General features: G+C 47.3%; 19 protein-coding genes and 2 tRNA genes. 9 read left to right on the forward strand and 12 right to left on the reverse strand.

Annotated elements, in window-relative coordinates; all coding sequences use genetic code 11:
• Positions 1-11: 11 nt before the first annotated feature.
• Positions 12-1,148 carry a MalY/PatB family protein gene (locus tag ACEN2G_RS11505; RefSeq protein ID WP_442021636.1) on the forward strand — a complete coding sequence of 379 codons (1,137 nt, stop codon included), beginning with the start codon at positions 12-14 and terminating at the stop codon, positions 1,146-1,148.
• Between the two features lie 387 nt (positions 1,149-1,535).
• Here ACEN2G_RS11505 and ACEN2G_RS11510 read toward each other — a convergent pair.
• Positions 1,536-1,626: transfer RNA gene (locus ACEN2G_RS11510), tRNA-Ser, on the reverse strand.
• Positions 1,627-1,996: 370 nt separating this feature from the next.
• Here ACEN2G_RS11510 and ACEN2G_RS11515 point away from each other — a divergent pair.
• Positions 1,997-2,533, forward strand: coding sequence for an HPP family protein (locus ACEN2G_RS11515; RefSeq protein ID WP_442021638.1), 537 nt, complete (start codon positions 1,997-1,999; stop codon positions 2,531-2,533).
• 238 nt (positions 2,534-2,771) lie between these two features.
• Here the strand turns inward: ACEN2G_RS11515 and ACEN2G_RS11520 are convergent, their stop codons facing one another.
• The 4 genes from ACEN2G_RS11520 to seqA all read right to left on the reverse strand — a co-directional run bounded on the left by ACEN2G_RS11520 (position 2,772) and on the right by seqA (position 7,341).
• On the reverse strand, positions 2,772-3,620 hold the full coding sequence (locus tag ACEN2G_RS11520) for an outer membrane protein OmpK (RefSeq protein ID WP_442021640.1): 849 nt from the start codon (positions 3,618-3,620) through the stop codon (positions 2,772-2,774).
• A 224-nt stretch (positions 3,621-3,844) separates the two neighbouring features.
• Complete coding sequence (gene astE, locus ACEN2G_RS11525; protein WP_442021642.1) at positions 3,845-4,873, reverse strand: succinylglutamate desuccinylase; 1,029 nt, start codon at positions 4,871-4,873, stop codon at positions 3,845-3,847.
• A gap of 246 nt (positions 4,874-5,119) precedes the next feature.
• Positions 5,120-6,763, reverse strand: coding sequence for a phosphoglucomutase (alpha-D-glucose-1,6-bisphosphate-dependent) (pgm, locus tag ACEN2G_RS11530; protein WP_442021644.1), 1,644 nt, complete (start codon positions 6,761-6,763; stop codon positions 5,120-5,122).
• 68 nt (positions 6,764-6,831) lie between these two features.
• On the reverse strand, positions 6,832-7,341 hold the full coding sequence (gene seqA, locus ACEN2G_RS11535; RefSeq protein WP_442021672.1) for a replication initiation negative regulator SeqA: 510 nt from the start codon (positions 7,339-7,341) through the stop codon (positions 6,832-6,834).
• A 133-nt stretch (positions 7,342-7,474) separates the two neighbouring features.
• Here seqA and ACEN2G_RS11540 point away from each other — a divergent pair, with 133 nt between their 5' ends.
• From ACEN2G_RS11540 to ACEN2G_RS11560, 5 genes are all read left to right on the forward strand, one after another.
• Positions 7,475-8,251, forward strand: coding sequence for an alpha/beta fold hydrolase (locus tag ACEN2G_RS11540; protein ID WP_442021646.1), 777 nt, complete (start codon positions 7,475-7,477; stop codon positions 8,249-8,251).
• 56 nt (positions 8,252-8,307) lie between these two features.
• A complete protein-coding gene (locus ACEN2G_RS11545) occupies positions 8,308-8,529 on the forward strand; it encodes a DUF2788 domain-containing protein (RefSeq protein WP_442021648.1) in 222 nt (73 codons plus the stop codon).
• Between the two features lie 3 nt (positions 8,530-8,532).
• Positions 8,533-8,817 carry a LexA regulated protein gene (ybfE, locus tag ACEN2G_RS11550; RefSeq protein ID WP_442021650.1) on the forward strand — a complete coding sequence of 95 codons (285 nt, stop codon included), beginning with the start codon at positions 8,533-8,535 and terminating at the stop codon, positions 8,815-8,817.
• A 46-nt stretch (positions 8,818-8,863) separates the two neighbouring features.
• Positions 8,864-9,391, forward strand: coding sequence for a flavodoxin FldA (gene fldA, locus ACEN2G_RS11555; RefSeq protein WP_442021652.1), 528 nt, complete (start codon positions 8,864-8,866; stop codon positions 9,389-9,391).
• 131 nt (positions 9,392-9,522) lie between these two features.
• Complete coding sequence (locus ACEN2G_RS11560) at positions 9,523-10,428, forward strand: L,D-transpeptidase family protein (protein ID WP_442021654.1); 906 nt, start codon at positions 9,523-9,525, stop codon at positions 10,426-10,428.
• Between the two features lie 548 nt (positions 10,429-10,976).
• On the opposite strand, the gene ACEN2G_RS11565 is transcribed toward ACEN2G_RS11560, so the two are convergent.
• Together ACEN2G_RS11565 and ACEN2G_RS11570 are read right to left on the reverse strand one after the other, a co-directional pair.
• A complete protein-coding gene (locus ACEN2G_RS11565) occupies positions 10,977-11,216 on the reverse strand; it encodes an LPP leucine zipper domain-containing protein (protein WP_442021656.1) in 240 nt (79 codons plus the stop codon).
• A gap of 132 nt (positions 11,217-11,348) precedes the next feature.
• Positions 11,349-11,813: a DUF4442 domain-containing protein gene (locus ACEN2G_RS11570; protein WP_442021658.1), complete on the reverse strand. Its 465-nt coding sequence runs from the start codon at positions 11,811-11,813 to the stop codon at positions 11,349-11,351.
• A gap of 175 nt (positions 11,814-11,988) precedes the next feature.
• Between ACEN2G_RS11570 and fur the strand changes: the two genes are divergently transcribed.
• The gene (gene fur, locus ACEN2G_RS11575; protein WP_442021660.1) at positions 11,989-12,426 is read left to right on the forward strand and encodes a ferric iron uptake transcriptional regulator; all 438 of its coding nucleotides are present in this window, start codon (positions 11,989-11,991) and stop codon (positions 12,424-12,426) included.
• A 157-nt stretch (positions 12,427-12,583) separates the two neighbouring features.
• Here the strand turns inward: fur and glnS are convergent, their stop codons facing one another.
• From glnS to phbB, 5 genes are all read right to left on the reverse strand, one after another.
• Positions 12,584-14,248, reverse strand: a complete 1,665-nt coding sequence (glnS, locus tag ACEN2G_RS11580) for a glutamine--tRNA ligase (RefSeq protein WP_442021662.1) — start codon at positions 14,246-14,248, stop codon at positions 12,584-12,586.
• A 187-nt stretch (positions 14,249-14,435) separates the two neighbouring features.
• A complete protein-coding gene (phaC, locus tag ACEN2G_RS11585; protein ID WP_442021664.1) occupies positions 14,436-16,232 on the reverse strand; it encodes a class I poly(R)-hydroxyalkanoic acid synthase in 1,797 nt (598 codons plus the stop codon).
• A 109-nt stretch (positions 16,233-16,341) separates the two neighbouring features.
• Positions 16,342-16,674, reverse strand: coding sequence for a phasin family protein (locus ACEN2G_RS11590; RefSeq protein WP_442021666.1), 333 nt, complete (start codon positions 16,672-16,674; stop codon positions 16,342-16,344).
• Positions 16,675-16,712: 38 nt separating this feature from the next.
• Complete coding sequence (locus ACEN2G_RS11595; RefSeq protein WP_442021668.1) at positions 16,713-17,921, reverse strand: acetyl-CoA C-acetyltransferase; 1,209 nt, start codon at positions 17,919-17,921, stop codon at positions 16,713-16,715.
• Positions 17,922-17,966: 45 nt separating this feature from the next.
• Positions 17,967-18,713 carry an acetoacetyl-CoA reductase gene (gene phbB, locus ACEN2G_RS11600; RefSeq protein ID WP_442021670.1) on the reverse strand — a complete coding sequence of 249 codons (747 nt, stop codon included), beginning with the start codon at positions 18,711-18,713 and terminating at the stop codon, positions 17,967-17,969.
• 1,060 nt (positions 18,714-19,773) lie between these two features.
• On the opposite strand from phbB, the gene ACEN2G_RS11605 reads away from it, so the two are divergent.
• Positions 19,774-19,846 (forward strand) — tRNA-Asn (locus ACEN2G_RS11605).
• The last annotated feature ends 2 nt before the right edge of the window (positions 19,847-19,848 follow it).

Below are 19,848 nucleotides of genomic sequence, written 5' to 3' on the forward strand. Positions count from 1 at the left end.
TGAGAGATTCCATGTTTGATTTTGATGAGCAGATAGACCGTCGCCCCACTCGCGCCTTAAAGTGGCTTAAATACGAAGGCACCGACATTTTGCCCATGTGGGTTGCAGACACCGAGTTTAAAGCGCCTCCGGCCGTGATTAAGGCCCTTGCTGAGCGCGTTGAGCATGGCATCTTTGGCTATAGTCGCCCAAGCAACGAATTAACCGAGCTTATTATCAAGCGCATGCAGGAGCGCTATCACTGGAAAATTGACGCCGACTGGCTGGTGTATATGCCAGGTGTGGTACCGGCTTTAAACTTGGCCTGCGAGACCTTTAGTGAGCCTAACGGCAACATTATTACCGTTAAACCGATTTATTATCCGTTTTTGCACGCACCCGGCTTTCATGGACGCAAGGCCGCCTATGTGGACATGGTAGAAGTAGATGGTCGTTGGTTAGTGAATTTAGAGCAGCTAGAAGAGCAGGCCAAACACAGCGACTTATTTTTGCTGTGTAACCCTCATAATCCGGGCGGCACTATTTATAGCGAAGCGGAATTACTGGCCATTAATGAGATTGCCGAACGTCACAATGTGATTGTGTGCTCTGATGAAATTCACTGTGACTTATTGCTCGACGAGAGCCAAGCGCATATTCCCTATGCGGCCTTAAATGAAGATGCGGCGAATCGCAGCATCGTTTTAATGGCTCCAAGTAAGACCTTTAATATCGCCGGTCTATGCTGCTCCTTCGCCATTATTCCTAATGCCGAATTACGTAATCGCTTCACTCGCGCGGCGCGCGGCATTATGGCCGATGTTAACTTATTGGGATTTGTAGCCGCAGAAGCCGCTTATAAAGAGGGTGACGATTGGTTGAGGGCTCAGCTGGACTATTTGCGGGAAAACCGCGACTTGCTCGTAACGCGCCTCAATCAGGTGCCGGGCGTAAAGGTGCTGTCACCACAAGCCACTTATCTGGCGTGGATTGATATTAGTGCACTGGATCTTGAAGACCCAATTGGTTTCTTTGAGCAAGCCGGTGTCGGCGTGTCAGCTGGCGGTCAGTTTGGTGGCAGTGACTTTATTCGCCTTAACTTTGGCTGCCCCCGCGCCATGTTAGAAGAAGCCCTAGATCGTATGATTGGCGCCATTAACGCCCGTTAATTACCAAACGCTGATCAAATAACAAGGCCGCTTAAGCTAACAAGCTGAAGCGGCGTTTTTATGAGAAAGATCAAGACTAAAGATTTTTTCGCCACGCTTCTTTGTTACGAGAGACACGGAAGAACACGGAAAAATAGTGATCAGATCTGAAAATGACTCTAACGGTAAGTGCCATCCCAGCTAGCAGTAGTGGAGCTCTTACCAACAATAGGATCTTATCTCTCGTCGCACGTGAACTGTTTTCGTGTTCTTCCGTGGCAAAAATAGGGTAAAGGCTGGGGTGTTTGGTTTAGTCCACGCACCCACTTCACCCTTTGCGCTTCACCCTTCACGGATTTAAAACACAAAAAAGGCCTTGCTTTGCAGCAAGACCTGTTTCGTTTTTTATGGCGGAGGAGCAGGGATTTGAACCCTGGATGGGCTATAAACCCATGCCGGTTTTCAAGACCGGTGCATTCAACCACTCTGCCACCCCTCCGAACGAGATGGATAATACGGACACTTGCGGCCGCTGTAAATAGCAAACATGTTCAACTGCTGACTAATGCAGCAATTTTACGGAAACTTTAGACTTTTTTTGTTAAACGTATAATTTTACAACAAAAACGTTCACAGCACTTAGCGGCTCGGCTAATAGCTCAGCCCTTGCTGCGCGACCCTATTACCTACATCAGGCTAAATTGATCGCTCTTTGGCCGCCGTCTTGTAAACAGCTATATCGCCGTCAGCACTAACTTATAACGTTGGAGTTGCAAACTCGTCTTTTATTTTATAGGTATTTTGAATACACTTTTAACTCGAAATGCATCCAACTGCCGCACACCACTCTTATTTTCTCTTGAGGTTATATGCACCTAAAACACCGACTGCGTGACGCAACCCTCGCCGGTCTTGCCGCGTTCACAGCCGTGATAGTGTTGAGCTATCTGAAAGACTGGACCCATTTTATAGTACTCAGTGCACCGCTGGGCGCCACTTTAGTGCTGCTGCTGCTGTTACCCTCAGCGCCGCTTTCTCGACCTAAGCACGTTATTTTGGGTCATCTGTTAACCACAATACTGACCATTATTGGTCTAAAATTTATTCCCGATCCCATGATAGGGCTGGCGGTGTGCTTTGGCTTAAGTTTTACCTTAATGGTGTTAACCGACACCCTGCATCCGCCCGCTGGTGCCAATCCCATTTTGATTTATTTGGCGGATCCTGAGCTAGCGCCGCTGGACTTTATCTTGCCGACCTTGTTTGGCACCTTGTTTATGGTCGGCTTTGCCAGTGTTTACCATTATATTTTCACCCATAGGCGCTACCCCTTCGGCCCTAAAGTACCTAAAGCGAGTAAGATTAAAGAAGCAGATACCCCAGTTAACATCAACACCAAACCATGAGCAGCGCCTCTCCTAACTCACACTAACCATTTGGCAGTTAAAGCAGCTTAAGAAGATTCGTTAACGCGATTTTCTAGGGTTCATCCTCACCTCTGTACATTCTCGTTTCACTTATTGCAGCAACCTTAACTAAATCTTCCGCTTTTACGCTTCACCAGTTATTAAAACACCAACGCAAAAAGAGCGCCTAAGCGCTCTTTTTTAAGTCTAACTGGAATGCAAGTTCATCGCTGTTAGCTTAGAAATGCCATTCTAGATTAAACGTTGGCGCATGAGTATCAGCGCCGGGCACATCGGTAATACCGAACTTATTATTCCAGTATTCGTAACCTACACCAGCCCAAACGGCATTACTCTTGTTAAAGGCCAGTTGACCTACATCGACCATCAGAGATGCGCGTACTAACTGCTCCTCTGCGGTGCCTTTACCTTTAGCCGTGTTGTAGTTACCAAAACCTTGGAACTTCATAGGTACAGGACCGGCTTGGAATGGAAGTCCCCAGCTCAGGCTATAAACTGTGTAGTCATCAAAAGTAATGTCTCTTTCATCTGCAGTATTCTTAGTACCGTTATGATTACGCTCGTGAGCGTACAAGACGCTGAAGTCGAGGAAGCCCTTAGGTACATTAAACTTTAGGGTAGGACCCACTACCAACAGCTGCTTGCGTGGAGCTACTGCTGTATTTTTTGTGTTCAAATCAAAACCGGCAGTCAAGGCTACTTCTTTTACTGGACCAAAACTAAAGTCTTGATTAAACACTTTACCTAAAAGCAGCTGGTGACGATAAGTTACATAGGCTTCAAATGCACCATCACCCTCACCTCGCTTATCACCATTTGCAGGATCCATATTATCGGACTGTAGCAAATCAACGTTAAAGAAGTTTTGACCATAGTCATAACCACTGGCGTGAGTCAGGCTCAAGATATGCTTTTCAATATCATTAGAGTTAAACGGTTCAGTGAAATCAGAACCATAACGATAACCAACAAAAGTATCAGACCAGTTAGCGGCGCTAACAGATGGTGCAGCTACGGCCATGGCCAGAGCGGAGACGGTTAAAATGCGCTTACTAATTTGCTTCATTCGTGATTCCCTTACGTAGTCGAAATGTGACGTCCTGATTTTTATATTTAAACGACGTCAGCAGTGTGCATTTGGTTGTAACTTAAGGCACAAAAAGAATGCCACAAAGCGACACCTAAAAGCTACATTTTGTTCACAACATTTTACTGAAAATGACCACAAAGCAATAAAATGTGATCCAGAGCGAACTTTAGCATCGGTGTTTATTGGTTAAACTATAGGAATCAACACAACATTTTATCAGTTAATTCAGTGACTACCGCCATTAATGCCGCTCTGTGGCCTACCGCTACCTCGGCATTGGGAAATACTACAGCTTCTGTATATTCGGCCACATGCCAAGCCAAGGCACCGTCTGTGGCCAGCAAGGTACCGGGCGCAAAATCACTAAAGTTGGCCACTTGTTCGGCAAAGTGGAAACAAAATTGTGTACTCTGTTTGGTGATTTCTTGCGTCACTTGAAACACCCGCATCTTTGCCACCTTCAATGCGGGTGGCTGCCAATTAAGGAGGCTGAGCTCTGCACTCAAACAGCGCTGCAATTGGCCGAGGCGCCCCGCCTCGTTTTGGCCAAAGGGCATGACTTTACCCAACTCTATCGTTAAGGACTCTGCACCGAACTGCTGGGCACTAAAGCAACTAAAAGTAGGTGCCGGTGCGTGTGACAGTAATAAGGTGTTAATGTCGGCTGCCGCTAAAAAAGCCAATAAGTCACGGGAATAGCGGTGGGACGCCATATAAGGATACACGGCAAACTGTTCATACTTTGAAGCCCGGATGGCAGTGTGTAAGTCGTAATGCAGCCGCACAGCCCCGCTGCGTGCTTGATAAAAACGCGCCACATAATGCTCAAGTTTAGCGGCCCGCTCTCGCTCTTTATTACGCACCTTGCCTTTGGCATGCTCGCCACAAAACAGACGGTTGAGGTTTTCTTCGATTTCTCGCACTGCTAAATTCATGGACTCTAAGTTGCCAAAAATAAGCAATAAGCGCTGTGCGCAGACTAATCGGCCACTGACAATATCAGCCAACAGCCGTACGCACATTTCGATAGGAGCGGTTTCGTTACCGTGAATACCACAGGAAATAACGATGTCTTTGTTACCAGGGGTGTGCGGCTCAATACAGAGCACGCCTGTGTCCCAAACCTGAATATGAGCGCCATTTGGTAGTGACTCGCTAAAAGGAGCAAGATGATGGGGATGGGCGCGGCTGAGCGCCAAGAAGTCATTAAGCGGGCTAGTGTGCATCATGCCTCCAATTCAATGGCTGATAAAGCGGCTAAAGACGCTCTCGATAACGCATATACAGAGAGTAAAAGCGAAGATGAGCGGTGATGGGGAAGAGTTAACGAGACTCAAAGACTAAATCTAGGAGGCAAATTACTTTATACAAGGCGTTACCGGTTAAAACGATAATTTGAAGCTAAAGGCGTAAAATGAAAAACACTCTCTTTTCTCACGATTTACGCCTCACGCCGCTTACCTTGCTAGGGGGAATTAAACACCGGCTTTATCAAATGCGGCCTTAACGAGCGTTTGGGCTTCTTCTATCAGCAAGTCCAAATGCTCAACACCGCGAAAACTTTCGGCGTAAATTTTATAGACTTGCTCTGTGCCACTGGGCCGCGCGGCAAACCAACCATGCTCGGTCACCACTTTTAAACCGCCAATGGCCGCGTTATTACCCGGCGCCGTCGTTAAGCGAGCGGTAATGGTATCGCCCGCTAAGGTGCTCGCCTCAATCGCATCCGGGTTGAGCGTCGCCAATACCTGCTTTTGCGCGAGACTGGCAGGTGCATCCACCCGCTTATACACAGGCTCTCCCAGTTGCGCGACCAAGTTGGCGTAATAAGCATGAGGGGTGAGGCCAGTCACGGCTAAGATCTCAGCGGCTAATAAAGAGGGAATAAAGCCGTCTTTATCTGTGCTCCACACCTCACCGTTTTTACGTAAAAAGGAAGCACCGGCGCTTTCTTCACCCACAAAGCCCAGCTTGCCGACCAATAAATCTTGCACGTACCATTTAAAACCCACCGGCACTTCCATTAAGCGTCGGCCCAGTTGTGCCGCCACTCGGTCAATCATGGAAGAAGACACCAGCGTTTTGCCCACCGCCAAATCGGCAGACCATTCTTTTCGGTGGGTAAATAAATAATGAATACACACCGCCAGATAGTGGTTGGGATCCATCAAGCCTTGGCTATCGACGATGCCGTGACGGTCATAATCGGGGTCATTACCGCAACTAATATCAAAGTCGTCTTTAAGTGCCAGCAGGTTGGCCATGCTATAAGGGCTTGAGCAATCCATGCGAATTTTGCCGTCATGATCCAGCGTCATAAAGGAAAAGGTCGGGTCTTGGCTTGAGTTAACTATTGTTATATCTAAACCATAGCGCTTAGCTATGTGCGGCCAATAGGCCAAACCTGCGCCGCCTAAGGGGTCGATACCGATACGAATGCCTGCTTGTTTGATGGCCGCCATGTCCAGCACTTCATCCAACTCGGCCACATAGTGCTCGATGTAATCAAATTCCACCGCCTGTCTCACGGCTTGATTAAAATCTTGGCGGCGAATGCCCTCACCATCGGCGGCGATCAGCTGATTAGCTCTATCTTGGATCCAACCTGTGGCCTCACTGGAGGCGGGCCCCCCATGGGCACCGTTGTATTTAATGCCGCCATCTCGGGGCGGATTATGGGAGGGCGTGATCACAATACCATCGGCCAAGTCATTTGGGTTAGCTCGGTTATGATTTAAAATAGCGTGAGAGATCACAGGCGTAGGCGTATAGCCGCGCTCAGTTTGAACTCGCACTTCTATGCCATTAGCAACGAGCACTTCCAGTGCCGACCCCCAAGCCGCTTCGGACAAGGCATGGGTGTCCATGCCTAAATACAAGGGGCCAGTTAACCCTTGCAGCGCGCGATACTCACTGATTGCTTGGCAAATGGCGTGGATATGCGTTTGGTTAAAGCTCATATCTAACGCGCAGCCTCTGTGACCCGAGGTGCCAAAGGCGACCTTTTGCCCAGCGACACGCACATCGGGTGTTAATTGGTAATAGGCAGCCATTAAGCGCGGCACATTAATGAGTTCGTCCGATTTGGCGCGCAAGCCCGCTCTGGGGTGTGTGCTCATTACTTTCCCTTTTTTACAAATCCATATTTAGACATGTGAGTTTATAAACGTGAGCTGACAAATAAAAATCAAATACTCTGCGATACACGCTCTATCACGCCGTGTGCATAACCCATGGCCGCCATCAGTTGCGCCACTATATTACGCTTGCGTCCGGTATTGGTGTTGGTGATCACCCAATAAGGGCTGCCGGCGATGGCTTTAGGCTTAGTGGTGTTGCCACTGGCCAGTAAGGCCGCTTCGTCATCGGCAAAATAAATACGCTTACGGCCCTTAATGTCATTTGCCTGTGCAAACGCAGTCGGATTTTCTTGGTACAAAACAGACAATATGTGCATAAAACGGTCAATGGCAGACTCTTGAGACTGAAGATCGTCACTCTTTAGCATCTGCTCTATGCCCTGTCCCGACGGGTGATCAGGCTCAGCTTTAGCGGCTGTTTTTTGCGGCTCTTGGCTTACTGCTTGCGAGTCAATTTTCAGTAAACGACGTAATATATCTGAGGCGCTTTCACCGATATGTCGCGTATTGCTGGCGATATATCGATAAAGCTCTTCATCTACCTCTATGGTTTTCATCATATTTTTTGGCATGTCCACTCCCAACGACAGAATCTGATTATACATGGCACGGGCGAACAGCCCAAGTAGGTTGCACCGCTTGCCCGAGCAAGTAACAATATCGACCTTGATTTTTGACAGGGATATGCTGATGCAACTGAATTTTCGCCGCCAAGGGCAAGGTCAAACGGTGATCCTCATCCACGGCTTATTTGGCAACCTAGATAATTTAAATGGTCTTGCTAAGGCGCTCACTGATCACTACGACGTAGTAAGCATAGATGTGCGTAATCACGGACTATCTCCACGCAGTGCCGAGATGAATTACCCGCTAATGGCGCAAGACATAGTGGCGTTAATCAAGCAACTCCAACTCAAGCAACCTTGGTTAATTGGCCATTCAATGGGTGGAAAAATCGCCATGATGACAGCAGGCATAGCCCCAAAGCTGATTGCGGGCTTAGTGGTAGCCGACATGGCGCCGGTGGCCTATCGCCAAGCTCGCCATACAGAAGTGTTTGCCGGCTTAACGGCGGTGGCAGCTGCGGATTGCGCAAATCGTAAGGAAGCGGATGCGCTATTGAGTGAGCACATCACTCTACCCGACGTGCGCCAGTTTTTACTGAAGTCCTTCACACCCAAAACTCCCGAGAACAGGGACAGCTGGCGTTTTAATGTTAACGCCTTGCTGGAAAACTACTCGCATATTATGGACTGGCCCGGAGTTGAGCCGCCGTATCAGGGGCCGGTGCTGTTTATTAAAGGCGCCGAGTCAGATTATTTGTTACCTGAATACCAAGCACAAGTGGTACGACAATTTCCCAAGGCAACGGCAAAAGTGATCCCTGGCACAGGTCACTGGTTACACGCGGAAAAGCCGCAATTGTTTAACCGCTTGGTGATGGATTTCTTAAGCAAGGTCAGTTAACAGCGCCATTTGCTTTATGGTATAGTGGCAAAAATTTAAAACGATCGGACAGCGTGATGTCATTAGCACAAATAGAGCTTCTGGAAACTTGGGGCCTCAAGTTTTTCTTTGTCGCCATTTTCCTCCTGATTGGTCTGGCCATTCAAGATGTACTCAAGCGTGGTAATGTGCCTAAGTTTGGCCGATACATAGTATGGGCTGTGCTATTTTTGGGCTGTTCCGGATTTATTGCTAAAGGCATCATAGAAGCCGTGTGGGAAGGGGCCGGTGTCGGTTAAGTCATGGCAAAGCAAGACGAAGATACTACCACACTGGACTTATTTGACGACGAGCGCCGACCGGGTAGGCCCAAGACTAATCCCCTGCCCCGCCAAGCGCAACTCAAGCTTAATAAACGCAATCAACTGAAGCGTGACCGAGCGCGTGGCTTAAGTCGTATTGAGCTTAAAGTCGATCAAGCAATGCTAGATAAATTAAACTTATTGGCCACAGAGCTACAGCTAAGCCGTGCCGATTTGATCCAGGCCTTGCTGCTACAACAGCTTGCGCTGCGAGATAGTCAGTAGGCCGACCGGCCTAACCACTCACATTTATGACAGGTACAACATTATTATGGCAAGTGTAGGTCTGTTTTTTGGCAGTGATACCGGTAACACCGAAGCTATCGCTAAGATGATCCAGAAAGAGCTGGGTAAGAATCTGATTGCAATACACGATATTGCAAAAAGTACTAAAGAAGATATCGCCGGTTTCGATTTGCTGCTGTTAGGTATTCCCACCTGGTACTATGGTGAGTCTCAGGCAGATTGGGATGATTTTTTTCCTGAACTGGAAGATATCGACTTCAACGATAAGCTGGTAGCCTTGTTTGGTTGTGGCGATCAAGAAGATTACGCCGAGTACTTCTTGGATGCCATGGGCACATTGCGCGAGATTATCGAACCTAAGGGCGCCATTATTATTGGCCATTGGCCAACCGAGGGTTACGAGTTTGAAGCCTCTCGGGCCTTAGTGGACGATGCGCACTTTATTGGCTTAGGCATAGACGAAGACCGCCAGCCTGAGCTTACTGCAGCTCGAGTCAAAGCATGGTGCAAGCAGATATATGAAGAAATGTGTTTAAAAGAGCTGGAAGCTTAATTCACCAGTCAAGGTCTTATAGGGATGCTAGACGCGTCCCTTTTTTCTAGTTGCTGCAAACAGATGAACGCACTAAGAAAAAATTAACGCCCTTAAGACCACCTTTACTTAATGCATGATGAGATACAGATATGAAAAAGTTAGCGCTGTCGTTGTTACTACTGCTACTGCCTTGCACTTCGGTGTTAGCCAATATTACACCACTGCCATTACCCGCCGATAAAGGTCTTCCAGTGGGTCAATTGCTATTACATACAGCTCAAGATGGAGATACGTTGGCCAGCTTAGCCCGTTATTACGGTGTCAGCCCTATCTTGTTAATGGCCGCTAACGCAGAGCAAGACCTGCTGTTGATAAAGCCAGGCCAACAGGTAGTGATCCCCAACCAACTGCTGTTACCTAAAGCCGCAACCAAGGGCATCGTCATTAACTTGGCCGAGCTTCGCCTCTACTATTACCCAGAAAATGAACAAGCCGTATATGTATTTCCCATCGGCATTGGTCGTGTAGGCCGCGCCACGCCACTTACCACCACGAGTATCAGCCAGATGCGAAAGAATCCGACCTGGACACCGACTAGTACTACGCGTCGTGAGTACGAAGCCATGGGTAAGCCCCTGCCTGCAGTAGTGCCGGCCGGCCCAGATAATCCCTTGGGTCAATACGCCATGCGTCTTGCCTACGGCAGTGGTGAATACTTAATTCACGGCACCAACGACCCATTAGATGTAGGCTTACGCGCCAGTGCTGGCTGTATTCGTATGTATCCAGAACACGTAGAATGGCTGTTTGCTCAAGTTGATCAGGGCACTCAGGTACAGATTGTAAACCAGGCGCTAAAAGTGAGCACAGACGAATTCGGCCAAGTGTTCGTCGAATCTCATGAGCCATTAACCACCGAAGGTAATGCCGATAGTCGTCCGTTAGACATGCGTGACTTAGCGCCTTTGTTTCAACAAGGCCTAGATGAAGCGAGCATCAGAGCAATCATTGGTAGCCATCAGGCTACGCCGCAGTTAGCAGGTCAGGTGCGTTAATCTAACCACCCTATGAATAGCGTAAGAGCCCAGCCCAGTCGCTGGGCTTTTTTATGGCTCTAATACAGAGCCACACTTATACCAATAGGTAAAATGAACTGGCCAGATTTATCCGCTTGCTGATTCTTATGTGTGTTGTGAATAGAAATTAGAAAGCAGGGAATCCAACATCTAAACCCAACCGACAAACAACGCAGTCTTTTGTAGTGTGCCGTTTTAGCTGGCACTCCCGTCTCAGCGGGAAAGTTTTAAACTACCCTGCTTCGCAGGGGCGGGCTCGTCTCGCCATGACAAATCATTTCAGCTTAATCGAATATCCAGTGAATATTCGCAGTAGGCTGGAAGGTGAGTATCAATTCCTAAAGCGTGGGACTACAAGGTCGGTGTCTATCTTTGTAACTGGCTGGGGTCTGCTCTCGTTTTCCGTTTAAACAGACCACTTATTTACTTTGATTAGTATGAGATACATAAGGAGGAGCAAGGCTGTGCTAAATTACAGGCAAAAAAAAGCCTGACCGAAGTCAGGCTTTTCAGTTGCACCAATAAAATTACTTGGTGTAACGACCCATCTGATCCAGACGAGAGTTAGCGCGATCTGCAGAAGCTTTAGCTTCAGCAACATCAGCAGCCAAACGATCGATTTTAGCAGAGTTAGCTTGCTGACCCTGTTGGATAGCTTGTACGTCTTGTGCGATACCGTCTAACTGAGTTGCAGTCTCAGTCTTTGAACCACAACCAGCTAACAACAAAGAACCAGCTACTGCTACTAACATCATTTTATTGCGCATTACATGCTCCTAGTTTCTATAATAGTCAAAGAGACCACTTAGTCATGCTAAGTATGGACTAAGTTCCCCTGTGTTCGCAAATTATTTTACAAACCATGACGTTAGGAAATTTTGCTCAATACTCTTAACTATCTATGGTCGATATTTTTTACGTACATAGAGGGTTCGTTCCACCTCGGCGATTAACGCACCCTCCTCGTCAACAATATTAATACGAAAACGAGGGAAGTGCTTATGACCGTTTTGGGTCGCATTAAGTATCTCATTTAGCTGGTCTTGTCTCAAATGAATATCTGCATAAACGCGGCCTTTTCCCGGCTTAATAAAGGTGATTTGGGCAGCGCGATCCCAGACAACATAGGCATCACCAAGAATTGCCATTAATAACATCGAGTAGACAGGATCTGTCATGGAGAACAAACTACCACCATATTGGGTACGGTTGGCGTTCTTGTTCCACCAGCGCAGCACTAAACCTATGCGGCAATAGCGGTAGTCTTTACTCAAGTGTTCAATACGAATGCCGGCCCCCCAAAAAGGCGGCCAACAGTTCATTAAAAATTTGAGTAAGCGGGGGCGAGCAAAAATTAGCTGCATCGATCTCATCCGACCAGATTGAGTGATATAAGATAGTAACAAAAACAACTCACACTAACAGACCTATTGCGCCAGATCATGGCACAGCGGGCAAAACTAGATTGCGGTTGCCTTTAATGCTAAGAAGAAGGACAATGAAGTCAATAAACACACGAATTGCGAAACTTTAATTCTTATGGCTGACAACAATCAAGCTTTGAAAAGAGCAGGCCTCAAGGTGACGCTACCCCGCGTAAAAATCCTTGAACTGCTTCAACATCCCGATACTGAGCATGTAAGTGCGGAAGATCTGTACAAAATGCTGCTCGATCAGGGTGAAGAAATTGGCTTAGCAACCGTTTATCGTGTGCTTAACCAATTTGACGATGCAGGCATGGTAGCCCGCCATCACTTTGAAGGCGGCAAGTCTGTGTTTGAACTGGCCTCTCAAGAACACCACGACCACTTGGTGTGCTTGGATTGCGGTAGAGTCATCGAGTTTCACGATGAAATTATCGAAGAACGCCAGCAAGTCATTGCCAGTCAATTCAACATCAAGTTGACTAACCACAGCTTATATTTATATGGCCATTGCCATGATAAGCCGTGCCAGCATAACGATGAAGACCACTAGCATGACTCCGCTTCAGCAATAAAAAAGCCGCACACGTTGCGGCTTTTTTTATGGTGAACGTTTATGCCTAGTGAAGAGAGAGGTACAAGGCGTCAAACTCTCGTTTTAGCTTCGAAAATAGCCCCTAACCTTTAACGCCTTACTCCTCACTTGCTTCTTAAGACTGGTCTTCTTTGCCCCATGAGTCACGCAGTGCAACCGTGAGGTTGAATACTAAGCCGTCATTCTTATTGTCACGACAGAAGTAACCTTCACGCTCAAACTGGAAGGTTTGCTCAGCCATGGAATTTGCCAGAGAAGGCTCCACCATGGCACCGCTTAACACCATAAGAGACTCAGGGTTTAGCGCTTCTTCAAATGACTCAACGGCACCCGGATTAGGCACGTTAAACAATCTGTCATATAAGCGTATTTCTGCAGGCACACAATGACGAGCAGACACCCAGTGGATAACACCGCGCACCTTGCGACCATCAGCCGGATCTTGACCTAAGGTATCTGGATCATAACTGCAGAAGATAGTGGTTACATTACCGGCCGCATCTTTTTCAACGCGCTCGGCTTTAACCACGTAAGCATTACGCAGGCGCACTTCTTTACCCAACACCAAGCGTTTGTACTTTTTATTACCTTCTTCGCGAAAGTCCGCTTCATCAATCAGTATTTCATTACTGAAAGGCAACTCACGCGTGCCCATGGCTGGGTTGCTGGGGTGACGTGGAGCTTGCAGAATTTCTTCATGCTCGGCGCTTAGATTCTCAATCACCAAACGCACTGGGCGCAATACGGCCATGGCGCGCGGTGCGTTTTCGTTGAGATCTTCGCGGATGCAGGCTTCTAACATGCCCATTTCGATGATGTTGTCTTGTTTAGTCACACCAATGCGCGTGCAGAACTCTCGCATAGACGCCGGCGTATAGCCGCGACGACGCAAGCCTGAAATCGTCGGCATGCGGGGGTCATCCCAGCCTTCTACGTGGCCTTCTACCACTAACTGGTTTAAACGACGCTTAGACATGACCGTATATTCAAGATTCAGACGCGAAAACTCATATTGACGCGGATGACAGTCAATGCTGATGTTATCCAATACCCAATCGTATAAACGACGGTTGTCTTGAAACTCCAACGTACAGAGTGAATGACTGATCCCTTCCAATGCATCGGAGATGCAATGGGTAAAGTCGTACATCGGATAAATGCACCACTGATCACCAGTTTGGTGGTGATGAGCAAAGCGCACTCGATACAATACGGGGTCACGCATCACCATAAAAGGCGATGCCATGTCGATTTTAGCGCGCAAACAGACGCTACCTTCGGCAAACTCACCATTACGCATGCGCCTAAATAACTCTAAGCTATCGGCAGGCAAACGCTCACGAAACGGGCTGTTGCGGCCGGGGCTAGTTAAGGTGCCTCGATATTCGCGGATCTCTTCCGGTGAGAGCTCATCCACATAAGCCAAGCCTTTTTCTATCAATTCGACGGCATAACCGTAAAGTTGTTCGAAATAATCTGACGAGTAGCGAAGCTCCCCGCTCCACTCAAAACCTAACCAGCGCACATCACGCTGAATTGACTCAACGTATTCCACACTCTCTTTTTCTGGGTTGGTGTCATCGAAGCGCAGATTACACTTGCCTTGATAATCCTGAGCGATACCAAAGTTCAGACAGATGGATTTGGCATGGCCAATATGAAGATAGCCGTTAGGCTCTGGCGGAAAACGCGTCTGTATTGACTGATGTTTACCGTTGGCCAAATCTTCATTGATGATTTGGCGAATAAAATTGCTAGGACTTTGGTCCACCTGACTCATTCATACACCTCGAACGTGGGAATGGCATTTTCAAACGACCATGATCCATGATCTACGGCCACGGCTCAAGTACCAGCACACAATAATTGAGCCGCGCCTACAATTTATACTGTAGCCGCCGGTTAATTTCTGCCATTTAATGATAAAAAAGCCGCCTTGCGGCGGCTAATTAAGCTAAATAACTGCGTTATGCAGTTTCAACTTCTGTTACGGGTAAGTTTTGCGTCACATAAAGGCCTGGTGCAGGCATTAATACTGGATGGTCAATTGAACCAGCTACACGCGCAGCCACTGCTTTTTCACCTAAGAAAGGCGTGGCCCACTCTTGCCAATGAGTCCACCAGGAACCTTCCTCACGTTTAGCCTTAGCTAACCACTGCTCTGAATTATCGAAGTCTGCATCATTCAGCCAGTAGCCATACTTATTTTTACTGGGCGGATTCACGACACCGGCCACATGACCCGATTCACCCAACACTAAAGTCTTAGTACCGCCCAGCAGATTAGAACCGCTAAAGGTCGCATCCCACAGCGCGATATGGTCTTCTTTGGTCGAAAGAAAGTAGCTTGGGGTGGTGACTTTGCCTAAATCGATGGCAAATTCGCCCACCTTAACGGCGTCAGCTTGACTCAAACTGTTATTGAGATACAAGTCACGCAACAAGAAACTGGCACAGGTCGCGCTTAAGTTGGTGCTATCGCTGTTCCAATACAAGATATCAAAGTCTGAGGGCTCTTGGCCTTTCAGGTAATTATCGATGTAATAGTTCCAATACAGACTGTTTTCACGCAGTAAACTAAAGGTTACTGCCATTTGGCGCCCATCAAAGTAGCCTTGCGCCTCGTTCATCTGCACCATGGCATCGATAACAGGAGGGTTGATGAACACACCCACTTCTCCTGGCTGGGTGAAGTCGAGCAAGGTCGTCAAGTAAGTCGCACTCTTCACTCGCGACTTCATGCGCTTAGCCGCATATACAGCTTGCGTGGACGCCAACAAGGTGCCGCCAATGCAATAACCAATGGCGTTCACTTCTTTTTCACCGGTTGCTTGCTCGATAACGCGGATCGCTTCCATGGTACCGTGCTGCACAAGATCGGAGAAACTCACGCTCGCCTGCTCACGACCTGGGTTGCGCCAAGACATAATAAATACCGTATGTCCTTGGTCACGCAGCCAAGCTACCAGCGAGTTTTGCGCCGTTAAGTCTAAAATATAATACTTATTGATAAACGGCGGTATGATCAACAACGGCGTCTTATGCACGGTTTTAGTGCTGGCCGCATACTGGATCAGTTCAAAGATTTCGTTCCTAAACACCACATCACCCGGTGTTACCGCTAAGTTTTCACCTAGGGTAAAAGCTGACTCGCGAGTCATGCGAATTTTTAGCATATCGGCACTGGCGGCCATGTCTTCTTGAAACAGCTCTATGCCCTTGACCAGGTTTGCCCCTTTCTCTTCGATGGTGCGCAATAACACCTCTGGATTACTCCAGATAAAGTTAGTTGGGGACAATGCATTGATGGTTTGACGAAAGGTAAACTTTAAACGTTCACGTACCGACTCGGGCACACCTTCAACTATATCAAGCATGTCAGTCAACGACTTAGCAAAGTGCAGGTAAGACTGGCGAATAAAATCGAAATGGGGGTTTTCTTTCCACGCTTTATGCTTAAAGCGTCTATCACCTGGCGGATCAGTCATAATGCTGGCCGCACCGCTATCTAGGCTTTTCAGCATGCTATTTTGGCAAATGGCCAACTGACCTTGCCACCACTGCATTTGCATATCGAGCAAGTGCATGGGATTGGTGGATACCGCTTTATAAAACAACTGTAAGTCGTCAGAGTTAACTTGAGATAGCGCTTGGCTTACAGGATTTTCGCCCCATTTCGCCTTTTGCATTTCTGACCACATAGTTTCATTCCAATTAAAAAATTGCCCTATGGGGTCTTGGCTATTAAATGTATTTTGTTGCATTGTCGTTCCCTGATAGAGATTACAAGCACCCTACAACAATAAGGGGAAGGAGCCACTAAGCCACTTCCCTGTCATATGCTCTAGTTGAAGGGTTAACCCTAAACTGAGTTTATTTTGCTGTGTTCGCCGCTATGCTTTCTAAGCCAGCTTTAAACTCTTGTGTAAGATCCGCTAATTTACTGGCATCTTCCATCATTTGCTGGCTAATGCGTGTCATGGTTTCTAATTGCTTAGAGCCAAGATTAGCGAACGAAGCTGCATCTTTAAACTGACTCGCTGATTGGAGCTGCGCCAAGCCAATATCTGCATATCGACGGGCGGCATCTAATTGCAAGTTAGTGAGTGCCATAAAGTTATCTGCTACCAACTGATTATATTTCAGCACAGGAGCAAAGGTCTTTTCGGTATTTTCACTGAAGTTCTGGAAAATATTGCTATACATTGCTTATTCCTTCTTAAAGAAGTCAATAACCGCGTGTATTACACTCGCTTAAGGATAACCGCTGTGCCCATGCCACCACCCACACACAATGAAGCTAAGCCTAGTTCAGTTTTACTGCGTTGCAATTCATATAGCAAAGTAACCAAGATTCGGTTACCTGAAGCCCCCAGAGGGTGACCCAAAGCAATAGCGCCACCGTTAACGTTGGTTTTTTCCAACAAGGCGTGTTCGGCGATATCGTGCTGGTTAGACAACTGTCTTACTACACCCAAGGCTTGACCGGCGAATGCTTCGTTAAGCTCTAAGCGCTCCATTTGTGCCAACGTCAAATTAGCGCGACCCAGAGCTTGCTTGATAGCCGGTACCGGACCCAGCCCCATAATGGTTGGGTCTATGCCGCCTTGACCGTAGCCCACTACTTCGGCTAATGGCGTTAAACCATACTTTTCTACCGCTGACTTGCTGGCCACGATAATGGCGCTGCCACCGTCGTTAATGCCTGACGCGTTACCTGCGGTAACTGAACCATCGGCCTTAAATGCAGGGCGTAAACGTGACAAAGACTCAACTGTGGTGCCGTCTTTCGGGTATTCGTCAGTATCTACAGTAACTGTGTCTTTACGACTTTTTACTTCTACCGGTACGATTTCGGCTTTAAAGTTGCCAGCTTTTATCGCGGCGACGGCTTTGCTTTGGCTAGCAGCAGCCAATGTGTCTTGCTCATCGCGGGTGATGTGCTCGTGCGCCACTACGTTCTCAGCGGTCACGCCCATGTGGTATTTATTGAACACATCGGTTAAGCCGTCATTGATTAGCAAGTCACTCAAGGCCATGTCGCCCATTTTGTGGCCATTACGCAAATCACCTTTCGCAATAAAAGGGATTTGTGACATGTTTTCACAACCCGCAGCAACCACGATATCTGCATCACCGGCTTTGATATGTGCACAGGCGTCCATCAGGGTTTTCATACCACTGCCACACACCATGTTCAGGCTATAAGCAGGAACACCGACTGGAATACCCGCAGCCAGTGCCGCTTGGCGACCAATGCCCATGCCTTGGCCGGCGCTTATCACGTTACCTACAATCACTTCGTTAACGTGCTCTGGGGCCAGGCCTGCTTGTGCCAAAGCTCCTTTAATAGCAATACCGGCCAGCTCTGCAGCAGGAACGGTTCTTAATGCACCACAAAAACTACCGATTGGCGTGCGCTTTGCAGCAACAATGTATACAGGTTCAGACATAAATAATTTCACTCCATTGATGATAAATAGTCGATTTTTTACTGCTTACTGCATGTACAAGCCGCCGTTAACGGACAGTGTTTCACCTGTCACGTAACCGCCATATTCGCCTGCCAGATACAGTACTGCACCAGCAACTTCATCCGTTGTTGCCAGTCGTTTCAGAGGAATAGTCGCCTTGATGGAATCCAGTACATCTTCACGGATGGCGGTCACCATAGGAGTGCCAGTGTAACCTGGAGCTACCGCGTTAACCGTCACACCAAAACGTGCGCCTTCGGCGGCCAGAGCTTTAGTAAAACCAATCATGCCGGCTTTTGCCGCAGAGTAGTTCACCTGACCGTACTGACCTTTCAAGCCGTTAACTGAGGAGATATTAATAATGCGGCCAAAGCCTTGGTCACACATTTGGTTGAATACGGGCTGGGTCACACTGAACAAGCTATTGAGGTTAGTTTCCATCACTTCTTGCCACTGCTCCCACGACATCTTCTTAAAGGTCGCATCGCGAGTAATGCCGGCATTGTTGACTAATACATCAATCTGACCCAATTCGCGTAGGGTCTCGCCTAATACTTCGCTGACCGCTTTATGATCGCTAACGTCTAATGCGAGTAATTGGATATCTTGTGCATCCAGTTTTTCTTGTGCAAGCCAGCTTTTAGCCTGTTCTTCTTTACCAGGGCGATGTGTCGCTACCACTTTATAACCATTGTTTAAAAATAAACGACACACTTCTGTACCAATTCCGCCAGCGGCACCGGTAACCAGTACAATTTTCTTGCCTTTCATCAAATCACTCCTTGTTTTGGGTTATTACACAGACTCAGTTCCATACTGTTCCGTTTTTAATTTTATTTACTCTAAATACACACTGCAAACACTCGACCTTAGGGTCAACTATTAACAAGCTAAGTAGTTCCAACACTATAATCTTAATTTAAGAACAAATGAAATATTTAATCGCTTTTTAAAAGCAAAAAATAGCGATAGCGCCAAGTGGTACTGCTAGGTAGGTGCGCAGGCAAAGAAAAGCTGTGCTAATTAGTCGATTCTAAATAATTAGCGCATACTAAACTAGCCTCTCGCAAAATGAGAACAAGGCTAAAACCTGACTTTAAAGATTGTTTTACGGTATGCAAGGAACGCTTTATAAAATTTTAAGAGAGCTTTACTAAAGCATAGACCATTATTCTTGATTAGACTGATAGAAACGGTAAATATTTTTATATTATCCAACTAACTCAAGCCTAAAACTGTTTTGTTAGACATTTTTGGACGCTGAGCGCCTTCCCATCCCCCCTCCTCCCTCGGTGGCACCTTCACGACATTCCCCAAACGATCATCCCGATTGGAATACGTGATTTGTTCTTGTCAACTATCCAGTCCTTGCTACCTAACTCGCCTTCTTACCTCACGCTATTACCTCAGACTACATGCCGATGTTAGACCTACTTATAAGTATGAATTCTTTGTGCAGACGTACGATGATGAGTACTGCCTGTCCTCTGCTGCTTGTGGCGTTAAAGGAGCATCAGCGTAAGACGACTCCTGCGTTACAGCACTAACGTTTAATAGAGTACTCTCGCTTAAATAGAGTACTAGCACTTAATGTTGAGACACCCCATTATTTAACAGGCATCTTTCTCGGCTCAGATTTGGACGAAAACAACGACATGCTCTGCCAAAACAAGGCGCTCAGTTTGAGTTTAGAGCCGTCAGGCGCTGCAGATTTCCGCTGTTTTTGGCTACTCTTGCAGCAAACAAACGCAAATCATCAACAAAGCAACTTTCTATGTTGACAGCTAACGGGGTAGCTATTAACATTCGGCTCGCATTCAAGCAATGCAATTCCCCCTTAGTTCAGTTGGTAGAACGCCGGACTGTTAATCCGTATGTCGCAGGTTCGAGTCCCGCAGGGGGAGCC

It is taken from the genome of Oceanisphaera sp. W20_SRM_FM3, assembly GCF_052119705.1.
Taxonomy (GTDB): Bacteria; Pseudomonadota; Gammaproteobacteria; order Enterobacterales; family Aeromonadaceae; genus Oceanimonas.

Excerpts from the sequence above, each read along its gene's own strand:
- ACEN2G_RS11565 (WP_442021656.1), bottom strand. The coding sequence starts at position 11,216 with ATGCGCAATAAAATGATGTTAGTAGCAGTAGCTGGTTCTTTGTTGTTA.
- seqA (WP_442021672.1), bottom strand. The coding sequence starts at position 7,341 with ATGAAAACCATAGAGGTAGATGAAGAGCTTTATCGATATATCGCCAGC.
- glnS (WP_442021662.1), bottom strand. The coding sequence starts at position 14,248 with ATGAGTCAGGTGGACCAAAGTCCTAGCAATTTTATTCGCCAAATCATC.
- ACEN2G_RS11515 (WP_442021638.1), top strand. The coding sequence starts at position 1,997 with ATGCACCTAAAACACCGACTGCGTGACGCAACCCTCGCCGGTCTTGCC.
- ybfE (WP_442021650.1), top strand. The coding sequence starts at position 8,533 with ATGGCAAAGCAAGACGAAGATACTACCACACTGGACTTATTTGACGAC.
- ACEN2G_RS11560 (WP_442021654.1), top strand. The coding sequence starts at position 9,523 with ATGAAAAAGTTAGCGCTGTCGTTGTTACTACTGCTACTGCCTTGCACT.
- pgm (WP_442021644.1), bottom strand. The coding sequence starts at position 6,763 with ATGAGCACACACCCCAGAGCGGGCTTGCGCGCCAAATCGGACGAACTC.
- astE (WP_442021642.1), bottom strand. The coding sequence starts at position 4,873 with ATGATGCACACTAGCCCGCTTAATGACTTCTTGGCGCTCAGCCGCGCC.
- phaC (WP_442021664.1), bottom strand. The coding sequence starts at position 16,232 with ATGCAACAAAATACATTTAATAGCCAAGACCCCATAGGGCAATTTTTT.
- phbB (WP_442021670.1), bottom strand. The coding sequence starts at position 18,713 with ATGAAAGGCAAGAAAATTGTACTGGTTACCGGTGCCGCTGGCGGAATT.
- ACEN2G_RS11520 (WP_442021640.1), bottom strand. The coding sequence starts at position 3,620 with ATGAAGCAAATTAGTAAGCGCATTTTAACCGTCTCCGCTCTGGCCATG.
- ACEN2G_RS11545 (WP_442021648.1), top strand. The coding sequence starts at position 8,308 with ATGTCATTAGCACAAATAGAGCTTCTGGAAACTTGGGGCCTCAAGTTT.
- ACEN2G_RS11590 (WP_442021666.1), bottom strand. The coding sequence starts at position 16,674 with ATGTATAGCAATATTTTCCAGAACTTCAGTGAAAATACCGAAAAGACC.
- ACEN2G_RS11505 (WP_442021636.1), top strand. The coding sequence starts at position 12 with ATGTTTGATTTTGATGAGCAGATAGACCGTCGCCCCACTCGCGCCTTA.
- fldA (WP_442021652.1), top strand. The coding sequence starts at position 8,864 with ATGGCAAGTGTAGGTCTGTTTTTTGGCAGTGATACCGGTAACACCGAA.
- fur (WP_442021660.1), top strand. The coding sequence starts at position 11,989 with ATGGCTGACAACAATCAAGCTTTGAAAAGAGCAGGCCTCAAGGTGACG.
- ACEN2G_RS11595 (WP_442021668.1), bottom strand. The coding sequence starts at position 17,921 with ATGTCTGAACCTGTATACATTGTTGCTGCAAAGCGCACGCCAATCGGT.
- ACEN2G_RS11540 (WP_442021646.1), top strand. The coding sequence starts at position 7,475 with ATGCAACTGAATTTTCGCCGCCAAGGGCAAGGTCAAACGGTGATCCTC.
- ACEN2G_RS11570 (WP_442021658.1), bottom strand. The coding sequence starts at position 11,813 with ATGCAGCTAATTTTTGCTCGCCCCCGCTTACTCAAATTTTTAATGAAC.